This is a genomic window from Muriicola sp. Z0-33 (assembly GCF_026126425.1).
In the GTDB taxonomy this organism is placed as follows: domain Bacteria; phylum Bacteroidota; class Bacteroidia; order Flavobacteriales; family Flavobacteriaceae; genus JAFMPW01.
Genome location: NZ_JAFMPW010000002.1, coordinates 135,728 through 160,789, shown reverse-complemented (window position 1 = coordinate 160,789; position 25,062 = coordinate 135,728). Strand labels below are relative to the sequence as shown.

The following is a 25,062-nucleotide window of genomic DNA, read 5'->3' as shown; positions in this document are numbered from 1 at the left end:
TTAGACTAAAAGCTTAAATAGAACGTATATCATAAGAGTTAATCTAAACGAAATATTATGAAAAAAACTTTGCTGTACCTGAGTGCAATAATTTTGTTGTTAAGCTCCTGCTCTATCACAAAGGGGGTAAGAGACCAAAGAAACCTAATAAGTGGTACCTGGATTCTTGATGATGTTTCCTTCGAAAATAATGAAGGAACCTTCAAGGCTGTGGTCTTTAATGATGCAGAAGCTATTTGTTTTGAGGGCAGTACCTGGTTCTTCAGAGATAACAACAGTACTGGGAAATATACTATAAAAGATGGTAGCCTATGTGCCGGTGGAGAAAGATTTATTCGCTGGTCTGTGCAAGAGCGGGCAGAAAATTATAACAGTCAATTCCAGTTTAAATTTATTGATGAAAAATTAAAGGACATCTCTGGAGGAGTGGGATATAGTTTAAACATTGCCTATTTAACGGCAGACAGCATGACTTTAAAATCGAATGTAAACGTGGACGGGCAACCAGTTACTGTGGTCTATGAATTCACTAAAAAATAAAAGAATGAGAAATATCGTATTGAAAAACGTAATGATGTTGGTGGTTTTTGGCCTGATAATGGGCTGTAGTGCTACCAGAAATGCTAATAATAAGCAAAAAGGAGCAGTGATTGGTGCTGCAGGAGGAGCAGTAATAGGTGGCGTAATCGGCAACAATGTAGGTAAGGGTAATACCGTTTTAGGCGCTATTATTGGAGGTGTTGTTGGGGGAGTTGCCGGTGGATATATCGGCGATAGAATGGACCGGCAGGCAGAGAAAATTGAGGAGGAAATACCCGGAGCGGAAGTTACTAGAATTGGTGAAGGAATAAACGTGACCTTCAATGAAGAGGCCGGTGTGCATTTTGATACGGCTAAGTCTAATGTAAAAGGGACTTCGGCCGAAACCTTGGATAAACTGGCGGAAATATTTAAAGAATACCCTAAGTCTGTTATTCTTATCGAAGGTCATACAGATAGTGCCGGCCCGGATGATTACAACATGAATTTGTCCAGGCAACGTGCAGAATCTGTAACCAACTATTTAATATCCAAGGGTATAGATGCTCAAAGGTTTACAACAAAATGGTATGGAGAAAACCAGCCGAAAGCAGACAATGCAACCGCAGAGGGAAAGGCACAAAACAGAAGAGTGGAACTAGGTATTATTGCGAGCGAAGCCCTTAAAAAGGAAGCGATAGACAAAACCAATAACTAAAAGAGGATACCTTCCAGAGATATTTATATCCCGCGGTCTTGTCTGGAATCATCAGGAGGGTCAGCGGGATTTTTATTCTGGAATATGTATCTTCCCTAAGTGAATGTATACGACATTGTAATTATTGGTGGGGGATTGGCCGGACTCACAGCGGCACTTCATTTATCGCAAAACAATTTTGAAGTTCTGGTCATCGAGAAACAGCGATATCCTAACCACAAAGTTTGCGGAGAATACCTTTCAAATGAAATTAAACCTTATCTGGATACCCTGGGAGTAGAACTTCCCAACCCCGTTTCCATTGACACACTTCAATTCTCTACCAGGGAAGGCAATCAGTTCATTGCCAAGCTCCCACTAGGCGGAATGGGAATTAGCAGATATGCCCTGGACAAGGCCTTGTATTTAACAGCGCTTACAAACGGAGTTGAATTTGTTTTTGAAGCAGTAAAGAATGTAAACTTCGCAAACAATCGGTTTACCTTAACAACTACATCAGGGAATAAATACAACTCAGAAATTGTAATTGGAGCATATGGCAAACGGTCGGTTTTAGATAAGGATCTGAACAGGAAGTTCGTTGGTCGCAAGTCGCCCTGGCTGGGAATAAAAATGCATTACCAGCTTAAAGATTTCCCGGATGACCTGGTGGCGCTTCATAATTTTAAAGGCGGATATGCTGGCTTGTCTAAAACAGAAACCGGAGCTATTAATTTTTGTTATTTAGTTAATTATAAGAGTTTTGAGTCTTATAAAGATATTGATCACTTTAATAAAAATGTAGTTTCAAAAAATCCTTTCCTGGCACAGTTCCTGCAAAATGCGACCCCAATATTTAATAAACCCTTATCCATCGCTCAGGTTTCCTTTGATCAAAAGACAACGATTGAAAGACATATGCTGATGTGCGGCGATACGGCAGGACTTATACATCCTCTTTGCGGTAACGGTATGGCAATGGCCATACATAGTGCTAAGATTGCTGCTGAATGTATTATTTCTTACTTAAGCGCTGTGGACAGATCACGGGAGGCACTTGAATCTGACTATAATAGCATATGGGAGGCTACTTTTAAAAGAAGACTAGCTGCGGGAAGAAAATTACAGACCGTATTAATGCAACCTGTTTTGGCTAAAGTCCTGATGAAATTAGCGGTAAAATCCCCGGGTATAGTAAAGAAAGTGATTAAAAGCACCCATGGAAAACCAATAACCATCTAATGAATTTTACTAACAGAACTTCGGAAACTGAACTTATGGACCAACCCGGGGTGGGTAAAACACGCTTAAAAGAAGTGTATCGCGACCTGGATAGGGTAAACAACATGCTGGGTGGTAACCGCATTACCATAAATGCGGTAAGCAACATGCTAAAAAACCAAGCTCCAGGGCCCTATACTATAGTTGATGTGGGTTGTGGTGATGGCAGCATGCTAAGAGCCCTGGCGAGATTCGGGCGCAGGCAAAACATTGAATTCAATTTAATTGGAATAGACCTAAGCCAGAATGCACTTGATATTGCTGAAGAACTATCTGAATCGTATTCGGAGATTAGTTTTCTGAAGAAAAATATCCTGTCCGATGATCAGGATACAATGGCCTGCGATGTAATGATATGTACGCTAACGCTGCATCATATTAAGGAGGAGGAGATGCCATTGTTTCTAGAGAAAATGGTTGATATCGCGTCTATTGGGGTAGTGATCAACGATTTACAACGAAGCAGATGGGCTTATTATCTTTTTAAAGTCTTTAGTGTTATTTTTATAAAAACAAAAATTGCTAAAAACGACGGATTGGTTTCCATACGCCGGGGTTTTGCTATGAAAGAGTTGCAACATTTATCCTCTTACTTGCCTTCCGTCTCACACAGCATAAAAAGGAAATGGGCTTTCAGATATGCCTGGGCGATGTACAAATCAGCAAATACGGTCTAATGAATAAAGTAACTATCTCGGGTGTAGCTAAGGTATTGCCGCCTTATAGCAGGACCACTAAAGATATATTACCCTATGTGGAGAGTTGGTTAAAGGATCAGGACGAAAGATTCCGGCGTAAGGTGCTAAAGATTTTCGAGGCTGCTGCTGTGGATACGCGCTACGGTATTATGGATATTGAGCAGGTTTTTACCGCTTCTTCCTTCGAAGAAAAGAATGCTGTATATGTAAAGGAAGTAAAGAAATTAGGGTCTGAAGTGTTGAAGAAAGCTTTGGAACAAAAACAATGGGATGCCGGGTCGCTAGACTATATAATAACCGTGAGTTGTACAGGGATAATGATCCCGTCTCTAGACGCCTATCTTATTAACGAACTTGGATTAAGACAAGACATAGTGCGTTTGCCGGTAACCGAAATGGGTTGTGTCGCAGGGATTTCAGGTATGATTTACGCCAGCAATTTTTTACGTGCAAATCCAGGAAAAAGAGCTGCTGTTATTGCTGTTGAAAGTCCAACCGCCACATTTCAACTAGATGATTTTTCCATGGCAAACATGGTGAGTGCTGCCATTTTTGGGGATGGTGCTGCCTGTGTTTTAATGTCGTCAGAAGAGAACGCCAAGGGACCCAAAATAATAGGAGAGGAGATGTATCACTTTAAAGACGCAACACATCTTATGGGCTTTGAACTTACTAACGGGGGACTTAAAATGATGTTAGATCAGGAAGTACCTGCCACAATTGCCGATAATTTTCCGGATATTATACATCCTTTCCTGGAGAAACACCAAACCAGTATTGCAGCTGTAGATCATCTGATTTTTCATCCTGGAGGAAAGAAAATTGTGCAAACCGTAGAGGAGTTGTTTGGGCAAATGGGTAAAAATATTGACGATACCAGGGAAACACTTCGTCTTTATGGGAATATGAGTAGTGTTACTGTACTCTATGTACTGGAGCGTTTCATGGAGAAGGAGATACCGCCCGGCGAGCAGGGTTTATTGCTGAGTTTTGGGCCTGGATTTTCTGCGCAAAGAATACTTATTTCATGGTAGTGGTAATTCTAAAATTTATGATAATTGGTAATGGAAGATAATCTGGAAAAAGAATGGGCGCTCATTTTAGGGGGTAGCAGCGGATTGGGACTCGCCACGGCCAAAAAGTTAGCTCAGCATGGTTATCACCTAATTGTAATCCATAGAGACAGAAGAGCTAAAATGCCTCAGATTACAGCCGCATTCGAAGAATTATCTTCTAATGATATAGAATTGCATAGCTTTAATGTAGACGCTGTTCATGAAGAAAAAAGAGCGGCGACCATAGAAGAAATAGAGAGGCTTCTTAAGAATAATGGCAAGATAAAGGTGTTGGTGCATAGTATAGCCAAGGGAAATTTAAAACCGATGGGGTTTTCCGAAGGCAAGAGTTTAACCAATCAGGATTTTCAAATCACCCTGAACGCAATGGCAATAAGTTTTTATGATTGGACCACTGAATTGCTGCAAAGACAGCTTTTCTCTGAAGATCCCCGAGTTATGGCATTTACAAGTGAGGGGAGTTCCCGGATGTTGCCAAACTATGCAGCTGTCTCAGCTGCAAAAGCCACACTAGAATCAATAACAAGAAGTATGGCTGTGGAATTTGCCAAAGACGGTCTAAAAGCCAATTGTATACAGGCCGGGATTACGGATACCGCGGCTTTAAATTTGATTCCTCAAAGTGATATTATTAAAGAGCAGGCATTACAGAGAAATCCAAGTGGAAGGCTTACCAGGCCAGAGGATGTTGCTAACGTAGTCTATTTACTTTGCAGTAAGGAAGCCAGTTGGATTACCGGCACCGTCATTACCGCAGATGGTGGCGAAAGCCTGATATAGATACTTAAGGAATTAATAAATGTTAAATAAGCAGGTGGCAGAAAAGAGATGAAAACGCAGGAAATAATAGAACAGCTTCCTTATGGTCAACCCTTTCTATTTGTGGATGAGCTTAAAAGTGTTGATGAAATGGGAACAATCGGAAGCTTCACTTTTCATGAAGGTTTGGATTTCTTTAAGGGGCATTTTAAAGACAAAGCTGTTGTTCCTGGTGTAATCCTTACAGAATGCTGTGCGCAAATTGGATTGGTATGCCTTGGGATATATCTTTTATCACCTTCGCCTAACAATGCTACTGACGACATATCCGTCGCTTTGAGCAGCACTGAAATGGAATTCTACCGCCCGGTATTTCCGGGAGAAAAAGTGGAAGTGCGCTCACTAAAGTCGTATTTCCGCTTTAATAAACTTAAGTGTACAGTAAAGATGTATAATGATAATCAGGAACTGGTCTGCAAAGGGGTATTAGCCGGCATGTTAAAATCTTATGAAGGTGAATAGGAGGGTAGTAATTACAGGAATGGGTGTATGTGCACCTAACGGAATAGGCTTGCCCGAGTATTATAATAGCCTGGATCAGGGGGTAAGCGGAATACGATTTCAGCAAGAGCTTTCTGATCTAAATTTTGGATGCCATGTTGCTGCAAAACCTTATGTTAGCAGCGATATATTAAACAATTACTTTACACCTTTACAATTGAAAGGATTAAACGCCAGTGGCCTGGTATATGGAGTTATTGCAGGTGTAGATGCCTGGCGAGATGCAGGATTAGAAAAGGCCGGTAAGGAAACCCCGGATTGGAATAATGGAGTAATTTTTGGAACGGGTATTCTGGGGGTCGATAAGTTCAGAGAGGCAATTCATGTTTTAGATGCAGGCAATGTAAGAAGGTTGGGAAGTACTGCAGTAATCCAGACCATGGCCAGTGGTATCAGTGCATACCTGGGTGGAATACTCGGCTGTGGTAATCAGGTAACGACAAATTCCTCTGCTTGCACTACAGGGACAGAAGGGGTAATAATGGCCTATGAGCGTATCAGAGCTGGCAGAGCAGAAAGAATCCTCACGGGAAGTTGCAGTGATAGCGGACCTTATGTTTGGGGCGGATTTGATGCCATGCGTGTCTTACCCAGAAGTTACAATGATAGCCCGGAAAAAGCCAGCAGACCCATGAGCGCCTCTGCGGCAGGTTTTGTGCCAGGAAGCGGGGCAGGGGCATTGGTGCTGGAATCTCTTGATAGTGCAAAAGAAAGAGGAGCTAGTATCTATGCAGAAGTAATAGGGGGAGCGGTGAATAGCGGCGGACAACGTTCTGAGGGGAGCATGACAGCCCCGAATAGCGAAGCGGTACAAAGATGCATTGTACAGGCAGTAGAAGCCGCTGCGATCATTGCGGATGATATCGATGGGATAAACGGTCATTTAACCGCAACTGCTAAAGATGCCACCGAAATTAGAAATTGGGCCCTGGCCTTAAAGCGCTCGGGAAAGGATTTCCCCTATATCAATTCCTTCAAAGATACTATCGGGCATTGCCTTGCTGCAGCTGGAAGTCTGGAGTGTGTGGCTACTGTATTGCAATTTAAACACCATAAGTTTTTTGGTAATACAAACTGTGATGATCTTCACCAGGAAATAGCAGAGGTGGTAGATGCATCCAGAATACCACTGGAGACGATACCTTTTCAACCAAAAATTTTGGCAAAGGCCAGTTTTGGCTTTGGAGATGTAAATGCTTGTGTTATTTTTAAGGCGATGTCCGACTGATATCATTCGGAAAGTGATCACAATTCTAAATTAATATTGAAGGTATTTTTAAATGGTAAATAAAGAACAGTATCAACAATTAAAGGATATTATTAAATTGTACTTGCCCGAAGATGTTACTGAGGATGCCATTGAGGCCGACAGCCATTTTATTAATGAACTCAATATTAATTCTGCTAACCTGGTAGATATAGTCCTTGATGTTGAAGATGCCTTTGATATAGTTTTTGAAAACGAAGACATGGATAAAATGCTGACAGTGAAAGATGCTCTGGCAATTATTGAATTAAAATTGAAACCCTGACAGATGTCCGAAATGCTACTATGGGCGAGGACTAAATTAAATGTAGACAGGCGGCTATTGCTTATTTATTGTATTGTCTATTTTCTTTGGGGCCTTGGAATGAACTGGTTTGGCACCGAGATGCAAATAGCAAAATTTACCTACTGGTGGCAAGTGATTAGTTGCTATATCCTTTATATGGTGCCCATTTCTTTATTACTTCGTAATCTTCCATTCCATACGCAATATGCCTATGGGTTGATAGCTATGGGTCTATTAGAATTTGGTGGATATTACTTTAATACTTCTTATGCCTTTCCCGATAATGTGATAGAAAGGGTATTTGGAATTCGGAATTTTGCACTGGGAATGGCGCTGTTTTTTGCACTTTATTTCCCTTTGGGAAATATGCTGGTGAAAAAGATATACGAGGCTGTTTTTCCTGATATCAGGAAAGAAAATAACTGAAGGTTCCAAACCAAAGTCAAAAACCTACTCCAGGTTAAATTTAAAAACCACCTCCACTTTGTTATCTTCCCGTTTCTTTTTAATCTGAATACCAAAGTCCGAACTATATAGAGTAGTATTTCCCTTAAGTTCGTTCTCAACAAGTATGAAATTTATAATTATGGGTTTGGTGATGTCTTTAATGGTAAGATCTCCTTCTACTTTTATTCCTTCCGTATCGGCAGTAATAGTCTTGCTTTTGAAAGTTATTAGGGGGTAGCTGTCTTCATCAAAGTACTTGCCTCCTTTAAGCGCCCAATCCCTAAGAAAATTTCCAGTTTTTATGGCATCCACTGCAACCGACCCTTCAAATAGAGAAGCATTTAAATCATCAAAATTAATGCTGCTCGAAGAAGCCAATCCGCCAATGCTGCCATCTACCTTCTTGGATACAAACTCGAACTCGATGGTCCCGGAAGCAATATTTTTTTGTGAACGTGTAAGCTGGAAGAAAAACAGCAAAAGCAGTAATACAAATATTCGCTTTTTAAAAAGAATAAGAACGGTTTTAAACATAGAAGTAAAGTTAGCATAATCTTCAATAACGATAAACTGCTAGAATATTCGATAGATCGCAATAATTCTTACAAGAAATATATAGACAAAGATACTAGAAATCAGTACTTTGCAAAAGAGAACTGCACTATATTGAAATGAGAGCGAGAACTTTATACGGACTTATTATATGCCTGTTTGCCGGTGCTGTATCCACACCTTTGTGTGCACAGGAAACTAAAAAAGGCGATAAGAAAGAAGTTGCTGTTGTTAAAAGGACACTCATAGAAAAGTACGAACCTGAGATGATACTCACTGCTGAAGACCGTGCCCGACTAAAACTGGAAAGGATGGCTTTAATTCAAAAGCGACACAGTATAATTGATACCCTGGATATATCGGAGCGAAGAAAACGCAGCTTATTAAAAGAGTTATATCGCACCCCGCATTCCTATAAGTGGGATAAACTAATTGCAGATCTGGAATTTAAAGATGAAGATGGTTATTAACTACCCAGGCTGCTATGGATCATAAATAACTACTTTAAGGAGCGCTTCATTTTTTCTTTTCTCCTTCGCAATTGCCTTTCTAAATCCTCAATAGATTCAGCTATGGCCGCCTCGTAACTTGCACCATTTGTTTCGGCGAACAGGCGCGGTCCTGGCATACTTAGACGAATGCTACAAATCTTTCCGGTGTCTTGTTCAGTGGTGTTTTCGGTCTTAAAAAAAACGTCGGACCTAATAATAAAATCGTACTTATCCTCTAACTTTTCTAACTTCTTACCTACCATTATTTCTAAACGTTCACTGGCTTTAACATCATCATACTCAAAGTTGATATTCATTGGTCGCTTATTTTTTATTAAAATAGGCAGCAACCTGGCCAAATCCAAATTTAATTCTGAGTTAACAACAATATTTTAAAGCCTTCCAAGTTTAATTTTTGTATAACAAATTGTTAAACTCTGATATTCCGAGCCTTAGGCGTAGGAACTTATATTCATTTTTACTAACTTAATGTCAGTTATTCAGTCACATATTCCCCAAAACACCTGTCCAATGAAAACAAGAACAGTCCCGCCTGATCGTAAGAACAAAACAAGCGCAATTTTGCGGCTAGAACGTATCAACAGTGAGTTGTTATCACTCAAGGATAATTTAAAATCCTATACCTGTGAACCTAAAACACCCAGATTGTTCGAACAGCGTGAAACAATTTATCAGGAGTTGGATGATTTGCGAAAAAACAATCAGCAACTTATTGAAGATATTCAATCTCCTGCTGATGGGAAGGAAACCCGCCACGAAAGCATCGCAGGACGACTTAAACAATTTCATGATTTAGAGAGAAATGTATTAGAATACATAGGGATGGCAAAGATGCATTGCTAAGGAAAAAGAGAAGGTTTATTAAAAAGGAGTCCGGTAGAAATACATCAGGACTCCTTTTCTTTTTCAGGAATCATTAATGAGGCTATTACGCCGGATGATAATGCAAGTACAATTACTGTCAGAGAAACCCATTCCGGTGGATGCACAAAGTCCGAGAACAGCATTTTTAAACCAACAAAGGCCAAAATAACTACCAGGCTGTAGTTGATATAGCGGAATTTCTGCAACATACGGGAAATCAGGAAATACATGGACCTCAAGCCTAGTATGGCAAAAATATTGGAACTAAAAACGATAAACGGGTCAGCAGTAATGGCCAGGATGGCAGGGATGCTGTCTAATGCAAAAAGAATGTCTGTTAATTCTATTACCACCAGCGCAACCAACAAGGGGGTTGCTGCTCTTACCCCACCACGTCTTATAAAGAAATTGTGGCCATCAATCACGTATGTAATAGGTAAAAACTTTTTTAACTGGCGAAAAACAAAAGAATTTTTAGGATTAAAGTCGTGCTCATCAGACTGCAACATTTTGTAAGCAGTATATAACAGAAATATCCCGAACACATAAATGACCCAATGGAACTTGGTGATCAGAGTAACCCCGAATACAATCATCAAAGCCCTGAATACTATTGCACCGAGAATTCCCCAGAACAAAACTCTATGCTGATACTTTGGTGGTATCTGAAAGGCAGAAAATATAACGGCAATTACAAAAACATTATCTATGCTTAAAGAAAGCTCTATAAGATAGCCGGTAATATATTTCATTACTGCGTTGCCGGGAGTCAGGGCAGAGGGGTTATCTATGATCCCAGATTGGAAAAGCCAATATATAATTCCGCTAAAAGCCATGGCTACGGTAACCCATAAAGCCGTCCACATACTGGCCTCCTTAGCTTTGATTACATGGTCCGATTTATTGAATACCCCAAGATCTAAGGCAAGAAAGATGATGATCAGGAATATAAATAAGGCCCAAACCAACATGGATAGTGTATTTAATGGGTAAAGATAAGCATTGGATTGATAATATTATGAATTGCTTTTTGTCAATTTCTTAACATCCCTATGGCGTTAAATATTAGTTAATTAGATCCAGATAAAACAGCTCGACCTCTAAAAATTAATATTTTTAGAAAAACACTCATCTCATGAAAAAACTAATTTATCTGGGTGCGCTTAGCGCATTAACTGTACTTACCATTTCCGCTACCTTTAATGACACCACTTCCGATTTAAAAGCAGATTTCATTTACGGAGATCCTGAAATTGCCTCTATTGAGGAACTTGCGTTCGGTCCTGATGGGATTCTGTTTATAGGAGACACAAAAAATGCTGCAATATATGCCCTGGATACCAGGGATGTTAGTGAAAAAGCTTCCGCAGAAAACATTAATATCACTGCATTTGATGAAAAAGTGGCGGCCGCGTTGGGGACAACTCAAGAAAATATTAAGATCACAGACATGGCGGTGAACCCCTTATCCAAAACAGTCTATTTTTCTGTTACCACCTCCGAAGGTACGCCCGTGCTGTTGAAATTAAACGGGGATAAGCTAGAAAACGTTACTTTGAAAAGTATTAGTTATTCAAAGATTAAGTTGCAAGATCCGGTGGCGGTTGATGCAAAAGACAGAAGGGAACGTCCTTTAAGAATATGGGCTATATCCGATTTAAAATACCACAATGGTAAAGTTCTAGTCTCGGGATTAAGTAATAAGGAGTTTGGCTCCACCTTCAGAAGTATTCCTTTTCCCTTTACTGATACACAACAGTATGCATCATTAGAGATCTGGCACGCTGCACACGGACAATTTGAAACCCACGCGCCCATCAAGGCATTTGATGTTATTAATTTAGAAGGTGCAGACTACCTTATGGCAAGTTACACTTGTACTCCTTTAGTACTCTTTCCACTAAATGAATTAAAAGAAGGGGTACATTCTAAAGGACGCACTGTTGCAGAGCTGGGAGCCGGTAATTCTCCTTTGGATATGATTTCCTATGAGAAAGAAGGAAAGAAGTACTTTCTGATGTCTAACAGCAACCGGCCGGTAATGCGCATTAAATATGAAACAATTGCTAACTACAAAGACAAGATCACGGAAAGTGTAGACGAGCCATATGTTTCCAGGGGAGTAGCCTATGACAACTTGCCGTTCCCATACGTTTTACAGATGGACAAGCTAGACGCAGGTAATGTTGTATATATTCAACGAACTTCCGACGGAGATATGGTGCTAAAAAGTCGTACTACCAAATGGATGTAACAGGTATTAATATATTACTCAAAAAGATCAAGTCTAACTTGGTCTTTTTTTGTGTGATTATCTTATTTGTCAATTGTAGTGAGAAAAAGGAAATTGAGCATCTGGAGGTGAATTACAAGAATGGGCAGGCCATTTCTGTAGAATTTAAAGCGAGTCAGGGAATTGAGGAAGCGGAAATCTTTATTGCTGGTGCTTCGACCACCCCGGTGCTGGGAGAGGTAAAGCAATTGGAAAACGGGTATCAATTTATTCCTGTCGTCCCATTTTCTAAAGGCCAGAGCTACGAAATAAGGGGCAATGGAGTAACGCTTGCCAACTTTATGGTAGCACCACCCCTTACCAAGGAATTGGGAGAGCTGGCAGTTATTTATCCCACCAGGGATACCGTCCCCGAGAACCTGCTTAAAATCTACCTGCAATTTTCCCAACCTATGCAGCAAGTAGGGGAGGCGCTAAATTTTATTAAGGTCACAGACGAAACTATTGGTGAGGAAATAGTCGTTTTTTTGGAATTGGAATCCGAACTGTGGAATAAGGCGCATGACCGACTTACCCTCTGGTTAGATCCCGGGAGAATTAAAACGGATCTTATCCCTAATAAGGAAAAAGGATTGCCAATTTTGCAGGGCCGGGAATATACAATACACATTTCCAGGGATTGGAAAACAGCCGAAGGGCAATCGCTAAAAAAGGACTATACCAAGAAATTAGTGGTTATCGCCAGAGACAGTAATAAACCCAATCCGGATAACTGGGAAATACTTCCTCCGGCTGCTGGTGAGAAAGGACAATTACAAATTATTTTTGAGGAGCCTATGGATGCCGTTCTGGCTTTGGAGGCGCTAACAATCAAAGATGCTAACGGCCAATTGGTTCCTGGAGATTTTGTACTGGGCAGATACGAAAAAAGGATATTATTTAAACCTGTTAATAATTGGAATAAAGAGGAATATAAAATATTAATTGAAGCTAAACTCGAAGATAATGCAGGGAATAATTTAAACAGGTTGTTCGACACAGATGTGCTCCAAAATCAAGGAAGAGCCCTGGCCCAAAAATCATATGAATTGGCCTTTAGAATAACAGATTGATCCTATAGTTTATTTAATAGGTTTCCTTAACTAATTTTATCTCATTTAGACCGATCATCAGAGTAGGACTACAATCTTTATAATAAAACACCGTGCCCATAAAAAAATCCTTGATTTCTTCTTTGTCTAAATCTCTATAGTCTCCGTCTGCCTTGTATCTTTTATGTGAGTTTTCTTCTCCCAATTCTATCCGTGTCAACATAAAGCTTTTAGAACCACGCGGAGTAGCCTCAACAGGCTCCATGGTTGCAGAAAGAGAACCAATGTGAACCCTGCGCTTTGTAGAACTTTGAGGAGGTCTTCTTGTCAGGGTAACATCAAAACTTGAGGTAATCTCATTTAAAGGAGATCTTTCAAACGTAATTAATATTGATCCGCTCACAGGTCTGTCCAGGGCTATGGCCATACTTGGAATATCTACCCGCCAGCTACCTAAAAGACATGGATCTACTTCGGCAATTTCGGTAGTGGTTGCTGTTGGTGTAATTAATTCGGCATTTGAAGATAAATCAAAAGTGAGCAGGGCAAATACAATAATCAGTCGAAATAGATACATAATTCAAATTTTTAATTGGATGATCGACAGGAGAATTTAACACTTCTAACAAGTCGATTTACTTATCGTTGATATGCTATATTACTAAAAATAAGATATTTAGCTGAGAATATTGTGTGAACACGGTAAAATTCTGTACGAATGACGAGGTGCTGTCGGGCCTATAGCTTTTTCCGACTGTTTTCCGAGAGCTCAATATAGCCCAGAATACCCAATGAAATACTGCTGCAAACCAGAAATCCAATAAACAGGGGGAGGGCGCTGTCTGTTACATATCGGCCAATTAACATACTAATGGGTACAGCCATCAGGGTAGAAACCAATCCGGTTATCGCTGCTGCCATCCCGGCAATATGGCCCACGGGCTCCATGGCAATAGCCCTTAGATTTCCAAAGAGAAAGCCTATTGCGAAAAACTGAAGTCCAAAAAACAAGAGTAAAAATCCTACTCGTGGATTATCTCCATTGTTAAAGAATATCACATAGAGCAAAGAAATTGCAAAGAACAACACCATAGAAATGGTTATTAACCTTCGCATTCCCAACCTCAAAACCAAAGTCCCGTTTAAAAAGATCGCTGAACCTATGGTTAGTGCCAGGCCGGCAAAAATATAGGGAAATTCATCCTTCATATCGTACTGATGCTGAAAGATCTGCTGCGAAGTACTCAGGTATACCAGAAAAGACCCTACTATAAATCCGGAGATTAAAGTATAGGCAATAGTATCTCTGTGTTTCATCAACTCTTTGAGTCCGTCCGTAAACAGATGCCCTGTTAGGGGTGTTCTATGCACTTTGAGCAAGGTTTCTGGTTGCCTTCGCCAAAACCAGAAGGCTACCAGGATGCTAAAAAACACCTGTGCAAGGAAGATAGACTGCCAGTTGTAGTTATCCAGGATATACTTTCCTGAGGCCGGAGCAATGATAGGCACCAATATAAATACTACGGTGACAAAAGACATGATTCTGGCCATATAGTCTCCACTAAAACTATCTCGGATCATTGCAATACTAATCGTCCTGGGAGCAGATAATGCTATGCCCTGAAGTATTCTTCCTGCTATCATCATCTCCAGGCTATTGGCATATACACACAGTAGGCTTGCTATGATAAACATTGCAAAACCCATATAGACCACTGGTTTTCTTCCTATACTATCCGAAACCGGACCAAATAACAAAGGGCCTATTCCCAGGCCAAAAAAGAAAAGAATTATAAGTAGTTGATTGTCGGCCGCATCAGTAGTGCCAACTGCCAGGCCAATAATATCTAATGCCGGTAAAAGCGCATCCAATGCCAATGCTGCTATTGACATCAGCGAAGCCATAAGGGCAACAAATTCGATTTGGGAAGACCGCTTTTTTAACATGCGCCAAAAGTAGCCGTTTTGTATGATATAAGACCCATAAGCGCTTTAAGATTTTAGGAGGTTAGGTTATAATTTTAGTCGTATTTTTAAATGAGCAAAAAAGCAGGGTGGTGCAGTACTCGCCTTATCCTGGTTGTGCCATCCTTGCTAAAGCATTGAACTTAACTATGAAGCCATTTAAAAGAAAAGTATCATTAACTGGCCCTACGGGGTTCACCGGATTAAGGCTTAAGGCTCCGGCCAAAACAGCAGCTGGGCGCCTGGGTGTAGTGGTGGCAATGAAGCATGCCTTTAAAGAAATGGGGGTATATAAGTCTATGCGGTCGTTACTGCATATGAACCAGCCAGATGGCTTTGATTGCCCTAGTTGCGCCTGGCCAGACCCTGCAAAACCTTCTAAGATTGCAGAGTACTGTGAAAATGGGGCAAAAGCGCTGGCAGATGAAGCTACTAATACCCATATAGGAAGAAAATTCTTTGAGAGTTATTCTGTCGAAGAGCTGTCAGAACTCTCGGATTACCAGATAAATAAACTGGGGAGAATTATAGAACCTTTAGTGCTAAAACCAGGGAAGTTACATTATGAACCCATTAGTTGGGGGGCGGCGTTTTCTATGATTTCTGATCAACTGCACCAGCTGTCTGATCCGGACGAGGCCATATTCTATACCTCTGGAAGAAGCAGCAATGAAGCCGCATTTTTATATGGCATGTTTGCCAGGGCTTTTGGCACCAACAACCTGCCAGACTGTTCTAATATGTGCCATGAAAGTAGTGGGGTAGCGCTCTCTGAAACCTTAGGGATAGGCAAGGGGAGTGTGGTATTAGAAGATCTCTACCAGGCCGAAGTGGTTATTGTAGCCGGGCAGAATCCGGGGACTAACCATCCCAGAATGCTTTCGGCCCTTGCCAAATGCAAAGAAAATGGTGGCAGTATAATCAGTATTAATCCGCTGGAGGAAGCCGGACTCGTTAATTTCAAGGACCCTCAGCAATTAAAAGGCTGGATTGGTTCCGGACAAGACCTGGCAGATCTTCATTTACCTGTAAAGATTAATCAGGATATTCCATTGATGAAACTCATCCTTAAAAAACTGTTGCAACTAGATAAAGAGAGAGGAGGGGTTTTTGATCATGATTTTATAAAAAAATACACCAATGGTTATGCAGCATTGACGGCCGATCTTGAGCAATACAATGCTACAGATTTACTGCGTATGACCGGGGTAAGAGAAGAAGCAATAAACCAGGCCGTGGACCTATTGGCCCGATCTTCTAAAATTATTATCTGCTGGGCCATGGGGCTTACACAGCACAAGAATGGGGTAGCAACCATAAAAGAGTATGTTAACCTGTTACTTGCCAAAGGCGCACTTGGGAAACCCAATGCCGGTACCTGCCCTGTTAGGGGGCATAGCAATGTACAGGGAGACCGAAGTGTAGGGATTATGCATTACGTTAACAAGGGACTTAATGAACGCATAGAAAAACATTTGGGGTTTAAACCTCCGGCCCATGAAGGGGTAGATACGGTTGGAGCCATGAAAGCTATGTATGAAGGGAAGGCTAAAATATTTATGGCATTGGGGGGCAACTTTCTAATGGCAGCTTCGGATACGGAGTATACCGCAGAGGCTTTACAGAATTGCAAACTAACGGTACAGGTGAGTACTAAACTTAACCGCACCCATCTGGTTACCGGGGAAACGGCGCTGCTATTGCCTACCATTGGGAGATCGGAAAAAGACAGCAGGGGTGGGAAGCAACGGTTTTTTACCGTAGAAAATAGTATGGGGCAGGTGAGGCAATCTAAAGGCCTGCTAAAACCAGCTTCTGACCAGATAATGAGCGAGCCGGAAATTATCTCAGGAATTGCCCATGCTTATTTTAAAGGAAGGCATGCCGTGGATTGGAAAGCCATGGGGCAAAATTATGAACTGATCCGGGAAAAGATAGATCAGGTAGCCAAGGGGTTTGAGAACACCAGTGAACGTTCTAAAGGGGCGGGGTATTATTTACCTAATAATGTGCGCGAACTGGATTTTAGTCACCTCCCCGGTGGCCAGGCACAATTTAGTGTTAACCCACTTCCCGATCATCAGTTGGCAGAAGATGAAATGATACTCATGACCATAAGGTCTCATGATCAGTTTAATACTACCATATATGGCCTGGACGATCGTTACAGAGGTATCTATGGCGAACGCAGGGTGGTACTGATGCATCCCGATGACATGAATGACAGAGGGTTGCAAAAACAAGATGTTGTTAACCTTACAAGTAACTATGATAGTACTTTGCGAAAGGCAGAGAACTTTAAAGTAGTGCCCTATAATATCCCCAAAGGGAATCTTGCAGCCTATTTCCCAGAAACTAATCTTCTGATACCTTATAACCATTTTGCAGAGGGCAGCAGAACGCCAATAAGCAAAAGTATTGTGGTGAAAGTCTCGCCAGTGAACAGTGAGCAGTGAACAGTAATCCATTCTATGACTATCGATCTAAAGCCCATGATTTAGGGCAAACGGCAGGGGAGAGGTACATCTCATTGGGCTTCGCATAAAATGTGTTACATTGTAGATGAACACAGTATGGTAATCATGAAAAAAGCGATATTTCTAGCAACAATGCTGGGGGTGTTTTTTATAGGAACAGCTCCCATTCTTGCGCAAGAGAAACCTCAGAAAGCCGCCAAAGAAAAGGCCGAAGGGGAGAAGGCTCCGGCATTGTATGATTATGAGCCCGGTTACCTGGCTGCAGAGGCTGCAAGAAGGGCGGAAATAGAACGTATCCGTCTACTTATTGATTCTATGGATATTCCTGCCTCCAGGCGCTTTAAGCTAATTCGCGATCTCTATAAAAGCAAAGAATCCAAACGCCTCAATAAAGTACTACTCACCAAGACGCAGTTCGAAGATAATAAGATGAAGAAAAATCCGGACTAATAATCCTTGAATCGCTAGATCTCTTTCTGTGGGTAATCTTTTGCCAAATTCATTTTCATTATTGCTGTTCAATGACTGTGATTAGTTTTGGAGTTTTTAATTGAATTAGTATCTCAGATAGATGATTACGTATTAACGAAAAATGCCCTTCATTATCCAGAATTTTTAGACTAGCATTAGGGAGGTGTTGCTGCAGATAGATACCCTTGTATTTTGGAGCCATCTTATCTTCTTCGCCATACCACAAATTAATATGAGGCTGTATGTCTTCCAGGTTAAATCCCCAGTCCCTTACGTACATTCGCCATTCCTGAACAACGGCATCTATACCTTGTCGATAAGATTCAAGACTCCCACGAATAAAAGCAATTCCGTATTCAGGTTTGCTGGTCATAAGCTCTTTATCCGGTTTTGGGAGGTATTTTTGTAGTTGACCCAACCTTTTTCCGGGCTTTTCTAAAAGCACCTTATATTCCTGGTTTATAAACTTCCTCAGATTTTTGTCTTTTTTTGAAGCGGCAAACCAATGCATTAAACGGATTGGAATCCAGCTGCCTTTTAATTTTCCCTTATAATCGTAAGGAGCTGTGCCCGATACTATAGTGGCATTCACGATCCTTTCAGGAATTAAATAAGAACAAGCCAAAACATGAGGTGCTCCGCCCGAAAGCCCAAAAACAGAGAAAGTCTTTAGCTTCAGGGCGTCTGCTAACTGCTCAACGTCTTTTCCCCAATCAAGGAATGTCCTGTAAGACTGATAAGACGATAAGCCAATTCCCGGGCGGTCTGGCGCTATAATACGGATGTTTAAGGATTTGGCAGTGCTGTCCATAAACTGGCTGGATAGTCTGCTCTCCTGACCGCCATGGAAGTAAAATACAGCATCGCCATTGGGGGCCCCATACTCGGCATATCCAAGAGTTCTGCCATCGTTAAGTACTATGGTTTTATCAGTATTCATATTAGGATCTTTTCGCGTAAATAGATAGGAGGGGAGTACCGGACATGGATCTGATGCCATAAAACCATAGAGCAAAGCTCCAAAACCAACTAAGAAAAAATAAAATAGTATGCGCCTTGTTTGATTTAAAATAATGTACATAAAGTGATTTTTGATTGATGAATGTTTTCATTGTGACAATTTGACACAAAGTTATATTTATTTCTTAACTTTACCATTAATTGGCAAATATTTAGGATTATGAACACCCAGGACATCAATAACCCCAAGGCATTATTAGATCAAATCAAACAAGGAGGAGAGTTGTTCATACCTGGTATATCAATAGACACTGTAATTTTCGGCTATGAGGAAAATTGTTTAAAAGTTTTGCTCACTCAATTACCAGATAACAAATGGATGCTCCCAGGAGGATATGTTTTAAAGGAGGAGTCCTTAGATGAGGCAGCAGCCAGAAACCTTTTACAACGCATTGGGCTATCTGGGGTGTATTGTAAACAATTTTACACTTTTGGGGATCCCAAACGGCAGTTTACCAATGAAATTGGCAATTTATTCCAAAAGCTTGGTATTCCCTGGGAAGAAGAACTTTGGATAAATAACCGTTTTATCTCTGTAGGATATTATGCTCTGGTCGCCATTTTAGAAGCCCAGCCGGGGAAAGGAATTTTCGATATCGGATGTAAATGGTTTTCTGTGGATAACCTGCCTGAATTACTATTAGATCACAGAGATATTGTAATTAAAGCCCACGAGCAATTGCAAAATGATATAGATGTATTCCCGATAGGTTTTCATTTCCTGGCGAAGGAATTTACCATGAGAGAACTTCAGGAAGTATATCAGGCGGTAATTTCTAAAAAGGTAGATCGAAGCAGGTTTCAAAAAAAGATGTTTGGTTATAAGGTATTTGAGCGCCTGGAACATCCCAGGGGAGGGGTGCCTCACAAAAGGCCATTTTTGTACCAGTATAAGATGGGATAGTGGCCATAATGTATCTTTTGAACTGTAACAATTTACTTTTATATTCATCCTTGAGATATAAATTAACCACACAAATGAGCCAAAACAGTTTTCTGATTACTGCACTATTATTTTCAACAATTACTTTTAGCCAAGCCATAAAACAAGAGGTATCAGACCCCTTTGCAATTATGGAACAATCCGAGTTGTATATGCTGGGGACCTTCCATTTTAAGGATGCTGGCCTGGACGGCTATAAACCGAAGCACGATGTAGACATCATGTCTGCCCAGCGCCAAAAGGAGTTAGAAGAGGTGCTGAATACCATCAGACGTTTTGCGCCAACAAAGATTGCGGTTGAATGGAATAAGGCGAGACAAGCAAAGTTAGACTCAATTTACAATGAGTACCTGGCCGGACGATTTCAATTAACCGCCAATGAAATCTTCCAGATAGGGTTTAGAATGGCCAAAGAACTGGGGCATAAAAAGATATATGCCATGGACGCCACTGCACGAAACTTTGATGAAGGGCTTAATAAAGAAACGTACAAGGATAAAGAGGCATATTTTAATGAAAAGTTTGGGTCCCAATTCCAAACCCGTGAGGAAATGCTCCACAACACCTTTATGGACATGTATGCCATGGAGGACAAGAAAAAGACGCAGCAAACACTTCTGGAACATTTGCTGGAAGATAACAGCCCTGAGAGAATCCGGATAGGTCATGGCCATTACCTGATTGGAAATTTTAAGATGAACGAGGAAGACGATTATTTTGGAGCGGATGGCGCTATTTGGTGGTATACCCGTAATCTGAGGATTTTTTCCAACCTCCTGACCATGACCACCCCTGGGAAAGATAAATTATTTGTTCTGATAGGAGCAGGACACCTGCCGATTCTTAATTTTCTGGCAGATGCCTCTCCGGATTATCGCCTGGTGCGCCTTGAAGAATTAATTGAGGGGGAGTAAGCAGTAAGCAATTAACAATAAACATTTAGCAATAAGCAATAAGCAATTAGCAATAATCAATTGATGTACTGTTGTCAACTTATGGCGCATTGCTAAAAACTACAGTTAACAAAACTTGTTCAAGTGTAAAGCCAGTTGATTTCCAATTTGATGGTAGTATACATTATTTGCCGTGACCTGTAACATTTTGTCCTGGTGATCGTCAGATTAGAAAGCACGGTGGCTGTGGAACCAACAATTATAAAAGACATATCTGTCTTACTCAATGCAGTAGGGGTGGGGAATTGTTTTTTGTTGTCGTACACTTATCTTTTAAAAAAAGATCCCAAAGCCCTGCCTGTTAGCCCTATACTTTCATTATTGTTCTTTGTCCTTGGCATTGTAATTCTTAATACTATCCTGAATTTTAGTAATTATGGTCATCAGTTATATGGCTTTGAACCCTTATCTAATGCCGTGTCTTATGCCATAGCACCGCTATTGTTCTTGTATATAAAGTCGTTAAGCTTTTCAAAAAAAATTCTACCACTTACTTCCAGCCATCTTGTCTTTTTTTATGTAATGACAATACTGACCATAATTGGCCTGGTATTTCCATCGAGTAGTATGGGTGTATGGAGCCAAAGCCTAGTGCAGCATCCCTGGTCTAAAGTGGCCTGGAACCTGCATTTTTTAGGATATCTGGTAGCATTGTTCTATGAAATTAGAAAAACAGATAAACAATTAACCTGGACTTCCGTGATTATTGTTGGAGGCACATCATCTATATGGTTTTTAAACCTGTTCTTCTATTTGTATCGGACATGGATTGAGCCCTTACCAGATGTAGTGCACCTGAATATCACCCTGTTATTTTCGATGATGACCTTATACCTATTCTACAAAAAAATTGGAATAGGAGTAGAGCCTCTGAGTAAAATAGCAAGAAGAAAAACAGTTGGTTCCACAGTAGTTAGCACCAATACAGACCCCATTATACAAGCCATTTGTGAACATAAATATTATGCCAACCCCGATCTGGACATAAGAACGCTTTCCCGGCAATTGCAGCTTCCGTATCATGAGCTCAGCAGCTATATCAATCAGCATTTCGGGCAAAATTTTAACACCTTTATCAATGCACTCCGTATACAAGAGGTAGTGTCTGCTCTTGAGACACAACAGCACCAGTCGTACACTATCATGGGGCTGGCTCAAAAAGCAGGTTTTAAATCGGCTTCTGCCTTTTATGCTGCCTTTAAGAAAGAGAAGGGAACCACACCTTCGGCCTACTTAAAGCAAAGCGCCTGAGACCCCTTTATTCTGTTCTGATTTGTAAATGCAAACAAGCTATAATTGTAAGCCGCAGGTTTAATTAATAGTATTGTGGAAGAAATTTCATATTCATCAATTAAATCAAATCATCATGAAACAAATCACAAATTGGCTATTACCACTCGTAATGGTAATAAGCCTGCATTCAGTAAATGCTTCCGGGGGAATGTCTGCCCCGAACCATCAGAAAGATCAGATAAATTATAGTATTACCATAGCGGAAAGCGATAAGCATACAGCAAAAGTTGAGATGACCTTTGTGCCTAAAGACAGCTTGTTGTTTATGACCCAGGGCGCCGGACAGTTACCAGACCGCTGGGCTACCTTTGTACAAGATCTGAAGGTGTCCGATGCAAGCGGCGAGGAAATAGCAGTCAAAGACATGACCGATGCCCTATGGATGCTTCCCTATACCCCAAAAGAGAAGATCATAGTAAGCTACAAAGTACGTTTAGACCATGCCAGCCATAAATGGGATGGAGGCCTGGACGGGGTTGCCTATGCAACAGATTGGGGGGTCTTTTATACCGGCAGGGCCATGTTGATTTTTAACGGTGCCGACTGGGGCAACATCAGGGTAGATTTTAACCTGCCCGAAGGCTGGCAGGTGAGTACCCCCTGGAAAAGGGTAGGAGATGGCCCACATTCTTTTAAGCCACATAATCAGGCGGCCTTAATGCTTTCGATGATCTTTGCCGGCACACACAAGGAGCTTTCCTTTAAAGAGGGCGATTTTGAGCTCCTTTTTGCACTGGGAGGGGACGATGTACTGGCAGAGCAGGAAGTATACCAAAATATGGCCTCAGGAGTACTAAATTACTACATAGACCTTATGGGTGGACCTCCCAATCCTGCTCCCGATAATGTAATAGAGAAAGCTTTGGTCATCATAAATGTAGGCGATATGACAGACGGGGAAATCATAGGCAGTAATATCAGCATCATTCTGGAGAAAGATGGGGACCCAATGGCCAAGATGATATCGCGCTTTATTTTTGCGCACGAATTTTTCCATATGTGGAACGGAAAAACTTTTACCCCGGACGATCAGGAAACGCAATGGTTTAACGAAGGGTTTACTAATTTTTATACCCTAAAAGCCTTGCGGCATATAGGTTTTCTGGACGACAATGCCTATTTCGGAGTCCTGAATAACCTTTTTTATCAGCGATATACGGCGGATAGTGGCCTGGGAAATCTATCTATGACCAAAGGGGAAGAAAAACACGATCATTGGGGACTTATTTATGGTGGCGGACTCTTTGTGGCCATGGCACAGGATATTAGTATCAGAAAGGCGACAGGGAACACCAAAAGTGTAGACCATTTAATGCGGCAGTTCTATAAGCGCTACGGTGGTACAAATGACCAATATGTCATAGATGATGTGGAAGAAAGCTTGTCGGTACTCAATGGGGCAGATCAGTCTGATTTTTTTAAGGACTATATATGGGGCACACAACCCCTGCCTATTGAAGATTATTTGTCAGTAACCGGTTTGGATGCAAAAGTGGAGGAGGGGCAACTTAAAATTGCCATAAAGGACCAACTGAGTCCGTTCCAGCAAGATGTTATTCAGGGAATTTTAGGGAGTAATACCCCTTAATTGTTTTAAAACAGGCAATTATGAAAAGAGGTATACTTACTATAGCCCTGGCCGTGCTGAGCCTTATGGGCAGCAGGGCACAGCAGGCTTATGAATTGGTCTCGCTTACATCTACTACGGTAAAAGCCAATGATGGCAATACCTATAGAGGGGAAAAGGGACGTATAAAAGTACCGGAAAACCGGGAAAACGAAAATTCTGAATGGCTTGAGTTGCCTTTTTTCAGAATGAAAACGGAGCATGAGCGTCCACTAGCGCCCATCTTTATTTTTGAGGGCGGACCTGGAGATGACCCTTCAGCCTTGCAGCGCTTATCAGAATTTGCCCCGATCTTAAAGGCTTTTGCAGAGCGGAGTGATGTGGTGCTGGTAGATCAAAGAGGCAACGGTGGGGCAATACCTAAACTGAGTTGCCCCAATACGCTACAGTTTTCATTGGATACCCCTCTGGACTTATCTACTTTCAGGAAGGTGTACAGGAAATATATGGAAGATTGCAGCGGGTCCTGGCAAAAGAAGGGGCGGGATTTAAGCGGGTATAATGTAATTAGTATGGCTGATGATGTGGAGGCATTACGGCAGGCTATGTCTTATGGCAAGGTTATGCTGTTTGGAGGTAGCTTTGGCAGCCATCATGCACTTGCGTATATAAAGCGGTACCCTGAGAATGTAGACCGAATTTTACTAGACAGCCCCGAAGGGCTTCCACATACCGTAAAATTACCTTCGTCGGCAGACGAAATATTGGAACAGTTGTCTGGCTTGGTAAAGACCAATGCGGAACTATCTCAGGAGATCCCTTCATTTACAGATCTGGTGAGAGACGTGTTAGAGGGGTTGGAGCAGCACCCGATACGTGTAAGTACCACGCACCCTATAACCAGCAAGGAAGTACATATTGTACTCGGGAAATTTGATTTGCAATTCATTACCGGGATAGACCTGGGCAGAAGAGCGTATAGGGAACTCCCATATCGGTATCTTCAAATGAAAAAGGGGGATTATTCCTGGCTGGCTTCAAGGGCGATACATCTGCGCCTTGCCCATATTGAAAGTTTAATGGCAGCACTGACAGACTGTGCTTCGGCAACGGCTTCAGATAGAATGTTGGCTGTGCAAACGGAGGCAAAGGAGGCTATTCTGGGGAATGCTTTAAACAATGTCATCTTTGAAGTGATGGATATTTTACCGATTAAAGACATTAGTAAAGAATTAAACCAATACTTTAAGTCGGGGATCCCAATAGTTTTAATATGTGGAAGACAAGATGCGCGTACACCAGTGAGTAATGCGGAGGAGATACTGGAAGTTTTTACCAATGGCAGGTTAGTAGTGGTAGAACACGGCTCTCATGATTTGTTCAGTGAAGCCCTGGACCAGCTGCTGCCAATTATGCAGGGCTATTTAAAGGCAGAGCATCCTTTGGAGTTTGTGGTTCCCGAGCGCATTGTGGCGCCTTTAAATCTAAGGACAAGATGATCTTTTGAGCAATAAGCACGAGATCTTTTTT

The 25,062-nt window shown here is 41.3% G+C and carries 27 protein-coding genes; 21 read left to right on the top strand and 6 right to left on the bottom strand.

What is annotated here, in order from left to right:
- Positions 1-57 precede the first annotated feature (57 nt).
- The 10 genes from J1G40_RS03635 to J1G40_RS03590 all read left to right on the top strand — a co-directional run bounded on the left by J1G40_RS03635 (position 58) and on the right by J1G40_RS03590 (position 7,570).
- Positions 58-540: a lipocalin family protein gene (locus J1G40_RS03635; protein ID WP_265241068.1), complete on the top strand. Its 483-nt coding sequence runs from the start codon at positions 58-60 to the stop codon at positions 538-540.
- 4 nt (positions 541-544) lie between these two features.
- Positions 545-1,237 (top strand): OmpA family protein, encoded by a 693-nt coding sequence (locus tag J1G40_RS03630; RefSeq protein ID WP_265241066.1) that lies wholly within the window; start codon positions 545-547, stop codon positions 1,235-1,237.
- Positions 1,238-1,336: 99 nt separating this feature from the next.
- Entirely contained in the window at positions 1,337-2,458 is a 1,122-nt protein-coding gene (locus tag J1G40_RS03625) for an NAD(P)/FAD-dependent oxidoreductase (RefSeq protein WP_265241065.1), read from the top strand.
- Positions 2,458-3,174: a methyltransferase domain-containing protein gene (locus tag J1G40_RS03620; RefSeq protein WP_265241063.1), complete on the top strand. Its 717-nt coding sequence runs from the start codon at positions 2,458-2,460 to the stop codon at positions 3,172-3,174. Before J1G40_RS03625 ends, J1G40_RS03620 begins: the two co-directional genes overlap by 1 nt.
- Positions 3,174-4,229: a type III polyketide synthase gene (locus J1G40_RS03615; RefSeq protein ID WP_265241061.1), complete on the top strand. Its 1,056-nt coding sequence runs from the start codon at positions 3,174-3,176 to the stop codon at positions 4,227-4,229. Before J1G40_RS03620 ends, J1G40_RS03615 begins: the two co-directional genes overlap by 1 nt.
- 30 nt (positions 4,230-4,259) lie before the next feature.
- Positions 4,260-5,051, top strand: coding sequence for an enoyl-ACP reductase (locus J1G40_RS03610; RefSeq protein ID WP_265241059.1), 792 nt, complete (start codon positions 4,260-4,262; stop codon positions 5,049-5,051).
- A 48-nt stretch (positions 5,052-5,099) separates the two neighbouring features.
- The gene (locus tag J1G40_RS03605) at positions 5,100-5,552 is read left to right on the top strand and encodes a 3-hydroxyacyl-ACP dehydratase FabZ family protein (RefSeq protein ID WP_265241057.1); all 453 of its coding nucleotides are present in this window, start codon (positions 5,100-5,102) and stop codon (positions 5,550-5,552) included.
- Complete coding sequence (locus J1G40_RS03600) at positions 5,545-6,819, top strand: beta-ketoacyl-[acyl-carrier-protein] synthase family protein (protein WP_265241055.1); 1,275 nt, start codon at positions 5,545-5,547, stop codon at positions 6,817-6,819. Before J1G40_RS03605 ends, J1G40_RS03600 begins: the two co-directional genes overlap by 8 nt.
- 52 nt (positions 6,820-6,871) lie before the next feature.
- Entirely contained in the window at positions 6,872-7,123 is a 252-nt protein-coding gene (locus J1G40_RS03595; protein ID WP_265241053.1) for an acyl carrier protein, read from the top strand.
- Between the two features lie 3 nt (positions 7,124-7,126).
- Positions 7,127-7,570 carry a hypothetical protein gene (locus J1G40_RS03590; RefSeq protein ID WP_265241052.1) on the top strand — a complete coding sequence of 148 codons (444 nt, stop codon included), beginning with the start codon at positions 7,127-7,129 and terminating at the stop codon, positions 7,568-7,570.
- Between the two features lie 24 nt (positions 7,571-7,594).
- Here the strand turns inward: J1G40_RS03590 and J1G40_RS03585 are convergent, their stop codons facing one another.
- Positions 7,595-8,125 (bottom strand): YceI family protein, encoded by a 531-nt coding sequence (locus J1G40_RS03585; RefSeq protein ID WP_265241050.1) that lies wholly within the window; start codon positions 8,123-8,125, stop codon positions 7,595-7,597.
- Positions 8,126-8,262: 137 nt separating this feature from the next.
- Here J1G40_RS03585 and J1G40_RS03580 point away from each other — a divergent pair, with 137 nt between their 5' ends.
- A complete protein-coding gene (locus tag J1G40_RS03580; RefSeq protein ID WP_265241049.1) occupies positions 8,263-8,613 on the top strand; it encodes a hypothetical protein in 351 nt (116 codons plus the stop codon).
- Between the two features lie 29 nt (positions 8,614-8,642).
- Here J1G40_RS03580 and hpf read toward each other — a convergent pair whose 3' ends face one another.
- On the bottom strand, positions 8,643-8,951 hold the full coding sequence (hpf, locus tag J1G40_RS03575; protein WP_265241048.1) for a ribosome hibernation-promoting factor, HPF/YfiA family: 309 nt from the start codon (positions 8,949-8,951) through the stop codon (positions 8,643-8,645).
- Between the two features lie 214 nt (positions 8,952-9,165).
- On the opposite strand from hpf, the gene J1G40_RS03570 reads away from it, so the two are divergent.
- On the top strand, positions 9,166-9,498 hold the full coding sequence (locus J1G40_RS03570; RefSeq protein WP_265241047.1) for a hypothetical protein: 333 nt from the start codon (positions 9,166-9,168) through the stop codon (positions 9,496-9,498).
- 44 nt (positions 9,499-9,542) lie between these two features.
- On the opposite strand, the gene J1G40_RS03565 is transcribed toward J1G40_RS03570, so the two are convergent.
- Entirely contained in the window at positions 9,543-10,490 is a 948-nt protein-coding gene (locus J1G40_RS03565) for a TerC family protein (RefSeq protein WP_265241046.1), read from the bottom strand.
- Positions 10,491-10,654: 164 nt separating this feature from the next.
- On the opposite strand from J1G40_RS03565, the gene J1G40_RS03560 reads away from it, so the two are divergent.
- Positions 10,655-11,773, top strand: a complete 1,119-nt coding sequence (locus tag J1G40_RS03560) for a hypothetical protein (protein ID WP_265241044.1) — start codon at positions 10,655-10,657, stop codon at positions 11,771-11,773.
- A gap of 53 nt (positions 11,774-11,826) precedes the next feature.
- Positions 11,827-12,864, top strand: a complete 1,038-nt coding sequence (locus J1G40_RS03555; protein ID WP_265241042.1) for an Ig-like domain-containing protein — start codon at positions 11,827-11,829, stop codon at positions 12,862-12,864.
- A 13-nt stretch (positions 12,865-12,877) separates the two neighbouring features.
- On the opposite strand, the gene J1G40_RS03550 is transcribed toward J1G40_RS03555, so the two are convergent.
- Complete coding sequence (locus tag J1G40_RS03550; protein ID WP_265241040.1) at positions 12,878-13,420, bottom strand: hypothetical protein; 543 nt, start codon at positions 13,418-13,420, stop codon at positions 12,878-12,880.
- A 161-nt stretch (positions 13,421-13,581) separates the two neighbouring features.
- Positions 13,582-14,790, bottom strand: a complete 1,209-nt coding sequence (locus J1G40_RS03545) for a multidrug effflux MFS transporter (protein WP_265241039.1) — start codon at positions 14,788-14,790, stop codon at positions 13,582-13,584.
- A 167-nt stretch (positions 14,791-14,957) separates the two neighbouring features.
- Between J1G40_RS03545 and J1G40_RS03540 the strand changes: the two genes are divergently transcribed.
- Positions 14,958-17,264: an FdhF/YdeP family oxidoreductase gene (locus tag J1G40_RS03540; RefSeq protein WP_265241037.1), complete on the top strand. Its 2,307-nt coding sequence runs from the start codon at positions 14,958-14,960 to the stop codon at positions 17,262-17,264.
- 126 nt (positions 17,265-17,390) lie between these two features.
- Positions 17,391-17,735, top strand: coding sequence for a hypothetical protein (locus J1G40_RS03535; protein ID WP_265241036.1), 345 nt, complete (start codon positions 17,391-17,393; stop codon positions 17,733-17,735).
- Between the two features lie 58 nt (positions 17,736-17,793).
- Here the strand turns inward: J1G40_RS03535 and J1G40_RS03530 are convergent, their stop codons facing one another.
- On the bottom strand, positions 17,794-18,837 hold the full coding sequence (locus J1G40_RS03530; protein WP_265241035.1) for an alpha/beta fold hydrolase: 1,044 nt from the start codon (positions 18,835-18,837) through the stop codon (positions 17,794-17,796).
- 99 nt (positions 18,838-18,936) lie between these two features.
- Here J1G40_RS03530 and J1G40_RS03525 point away from each other — a divergent pair, with 99 nt between their 5' ends.
- The 5 genes from J1G40_RS03525 (at position 18,937) to J1G40_RS03505 (ending at position 25,031) form a co-directional block, all read left to right on the top strand.
- Positions 18,937-19,680 carry an NUDIX hydrolase gene (locus J1G40_RS03525; RefSeq protein ID WP_265241034.1) on the top strand — a complete coding sequence of 248 codons (744 nt, stop codon included), beginning with the start codon at positions 18,937-18,939 and terminating at the stop codon, positions 19,678-19,680.
- A gap of 74 nt (positions 19,681-19,754) precedes the next feature.
- Entirely contained in the window at positions 19,755-20,633 is an 879-nt protein-coding gene (locus J1G40_RS03520) for a DUF5694 domain-containing protein (protein ID WP_265241033.1), read from the top strand.
- A gap of 195 nt (positions 20,634-20,828) precedes the next feature.
- Positions 20,829-21,923, top strand: a complete 1,095-nt coding sequence (locus J1G40_RS03515) for a helix-turn-helix domain-containing protein (protein ID WP_265241031.1) — start codon at positions 20,829-20,831, stop codon at positions 21,921-21,923.
- Between the two features lie 115 nt (positions 21,924-22,038).
- On the top strand, positions 22,039-23,553 hold the full coding sequence (locus tag J1G40_RS03510) for a M1 family aminopeptidase (RefSeq protein WP_265241030.1): 1,515 nt from the start codon (positions 22,039-22,041) through the stop codon (positions 23,551-23,553).
- Positions 23,554-23,573: 20 nt separating this feature from the next.
- Positions 23,574-25,031: an alpha/beta fold hydrolase gene (locus tag J1G40_RS03505; protein WP_265241028.1), complete on the top strand. Its 1,458-nt coding sequence runs from the start codon at positions 23,574-23,576 to the stop codon at positions 25,029-25,031.
- The last annotated feature ends 31 nt before the right edge of the window (positions 25,032-25,062 follow it).

Excerpts from the sequence above, each read along its gene's own strand:
- J1G40_RS03635 (WP_265241068.1), top strand. The coding sequence starts at position 58 with ATGAAAAAAACTTTGCTGTACCTGAGTGCAATAATTTTGTTGTTAAGC.
- J1G40_RS03630 (WP_265241066.1), top strand. The coding sequence starts at position 545 with ATGAGAAATATCGTATTGAAAAACGTAATGATGTTGGTGGTTTTTGGC.
- J1G40_RS03620 (WP_265241063.1), top strand. The coding sequence starts at position 2,458 with ATGAATTTTACTAACAGAACTTCGGAAACTGAACTTATGGACCAACCC.
- J1G40_RS03615 (WP_265241061.1), top strand. The coding sequence starts at position 3,174 with ATGAATAAAGTAACTATCTCGGGTGTAGCTAAGGTATTGCCGCCTTAT.
- J1G40_RS03610 (WP_265241059.1), top strand. The coding sequence starts at position 4,260 with ATGGAAGATAATCTGGAAAAAGAATGGGCGCTCATTTTAGGGGGTAGC.
- J1G40_RS03605 (WP_265241057.1), top strand. The coding sequence starts at position 5,100 with ATGAAAACGCAGGAAATAATAGAACAGCTTCCTTATGGTCAACCCTTT.
- J1G40_RS03595 (WP_265241053.1), top strand. The coding sequence starts at position 6,872 with ATGGTAAATAAAGAACAGTATCAACAATTAAAGGATATTATTAAATTG.
- J1G40_RS03590 (WP_265241052.1), top strand. The coding sequence starts at position 7,127 with ATGTCCGAAATGCTACTATGGGCGAGGACTAAATTAAATGTAGACAGG.
- J1G40_RS03585 (WP_265241050.1), bottom strand. The coding sequence starts at position 8,125 with ATGTTTAAAACCGTTCTTATTCTTTTTAAAAAGCGAATATTTGTATTA.
- J1G40_RS03580 (WP_265241049.1), top strand. The coding sequence starts at position 8,263 with ATGAGAGCGAGAACTTTATACGGACTTATTATATGCCTGTTTGCCGGT.
- hpf (WP_265241048.1), bottom strand. The coding sequence starts at position 8,951 with ATGAATATCAACTTTGAGTATGATGATGTTAAAGCCAGTGAACGTTTA.
- J1G40_RS03570 (WP_265241047.1), top strand. The coding sequence starts at position 9,166 with ATGAAAACAAGAACAGTCCCGCCTGATCGTAAGAACAAAACAAGCGCA.
- J1G40_RS03565 (WP_265241046.1), bottom strand. The coding sequence starts at position 10,490 with ATGTTGGTTTGGGCCTTATTTATATTCCTGATCATCATCTTTCTTGCC.
- J1G40_RS03560 (WP_265241044.1), top strand. The coding sequence starts at position 10,655 with ATGAAAAAACTAATTTATCTGGGTGCGCTTAGCGCATTAACTGTACTT.
- J1G40_RS03550 (WP_265241040.1), bottom strand. The coding sequence starts at position 13,420 with ATGTATCTATTTCGACTGATTATTGTATTTGCCCTGCTCACTTTTGAT.
- J1G40_RS03545 (WP_265241039.1), bottom strand. The coding sequence starts at position 14,790 with ATGTTAAAAAAGCGGTCTTCCCAAATCGAATTTGTTGCCCTTATGGCT.
- J1G40_RS03540 (WP_265241037.1), top strand. The coding sequence starts at position 14,958 with ATGAAGCCATTTAAAAGAAAAGTATCATTAACTGGCCCTACGGGGTTC.
- J1G40_RS03535 (WP_265241036.1), top strand. The coding sequence starts at position 17,391 with ATGAAAAAAGCGATATTTCTAGCAACAATGCTGGGGGTGTTTTTTATA.
- J1G40_RS03530 (WP_265241035.1), bottom strand. The coding sequence starts at position 18,837 with ATGTACATTATTTTAAATCAAACAAGGCGCATACTATTTTATTTTTTC.
- J1G40_RS03525 (WP_265241034.1), top strand. The coding sequence starts at position 18,937 with ATGAACACCCAGGACATCAATAACCCCAAGGCATTATTAGATCAAATC.
- J1G40_RS03520 (WP_265241033.1), top strand. The coding sequence starts at position 19,755 with ATGAGCCAAAACAGTTTTCTGATTACTGCACTATTATTTTCAACAATT.
- J1G40_RS03510 (WP_265241030.1), top strand. The coding sequence starts at position 22,039 with ATGAAACAAATCACAAATTGGCTATTACCACTCGTAATGGTAATAAGC.
- J1G40_RS03505 (WP_265241028.1), top strand. The coding sequence starts at position 23,574 with ATGAAAAGAGGTATACTTACTATAGCCCTGGCCGTGCTGAGCCTTATG.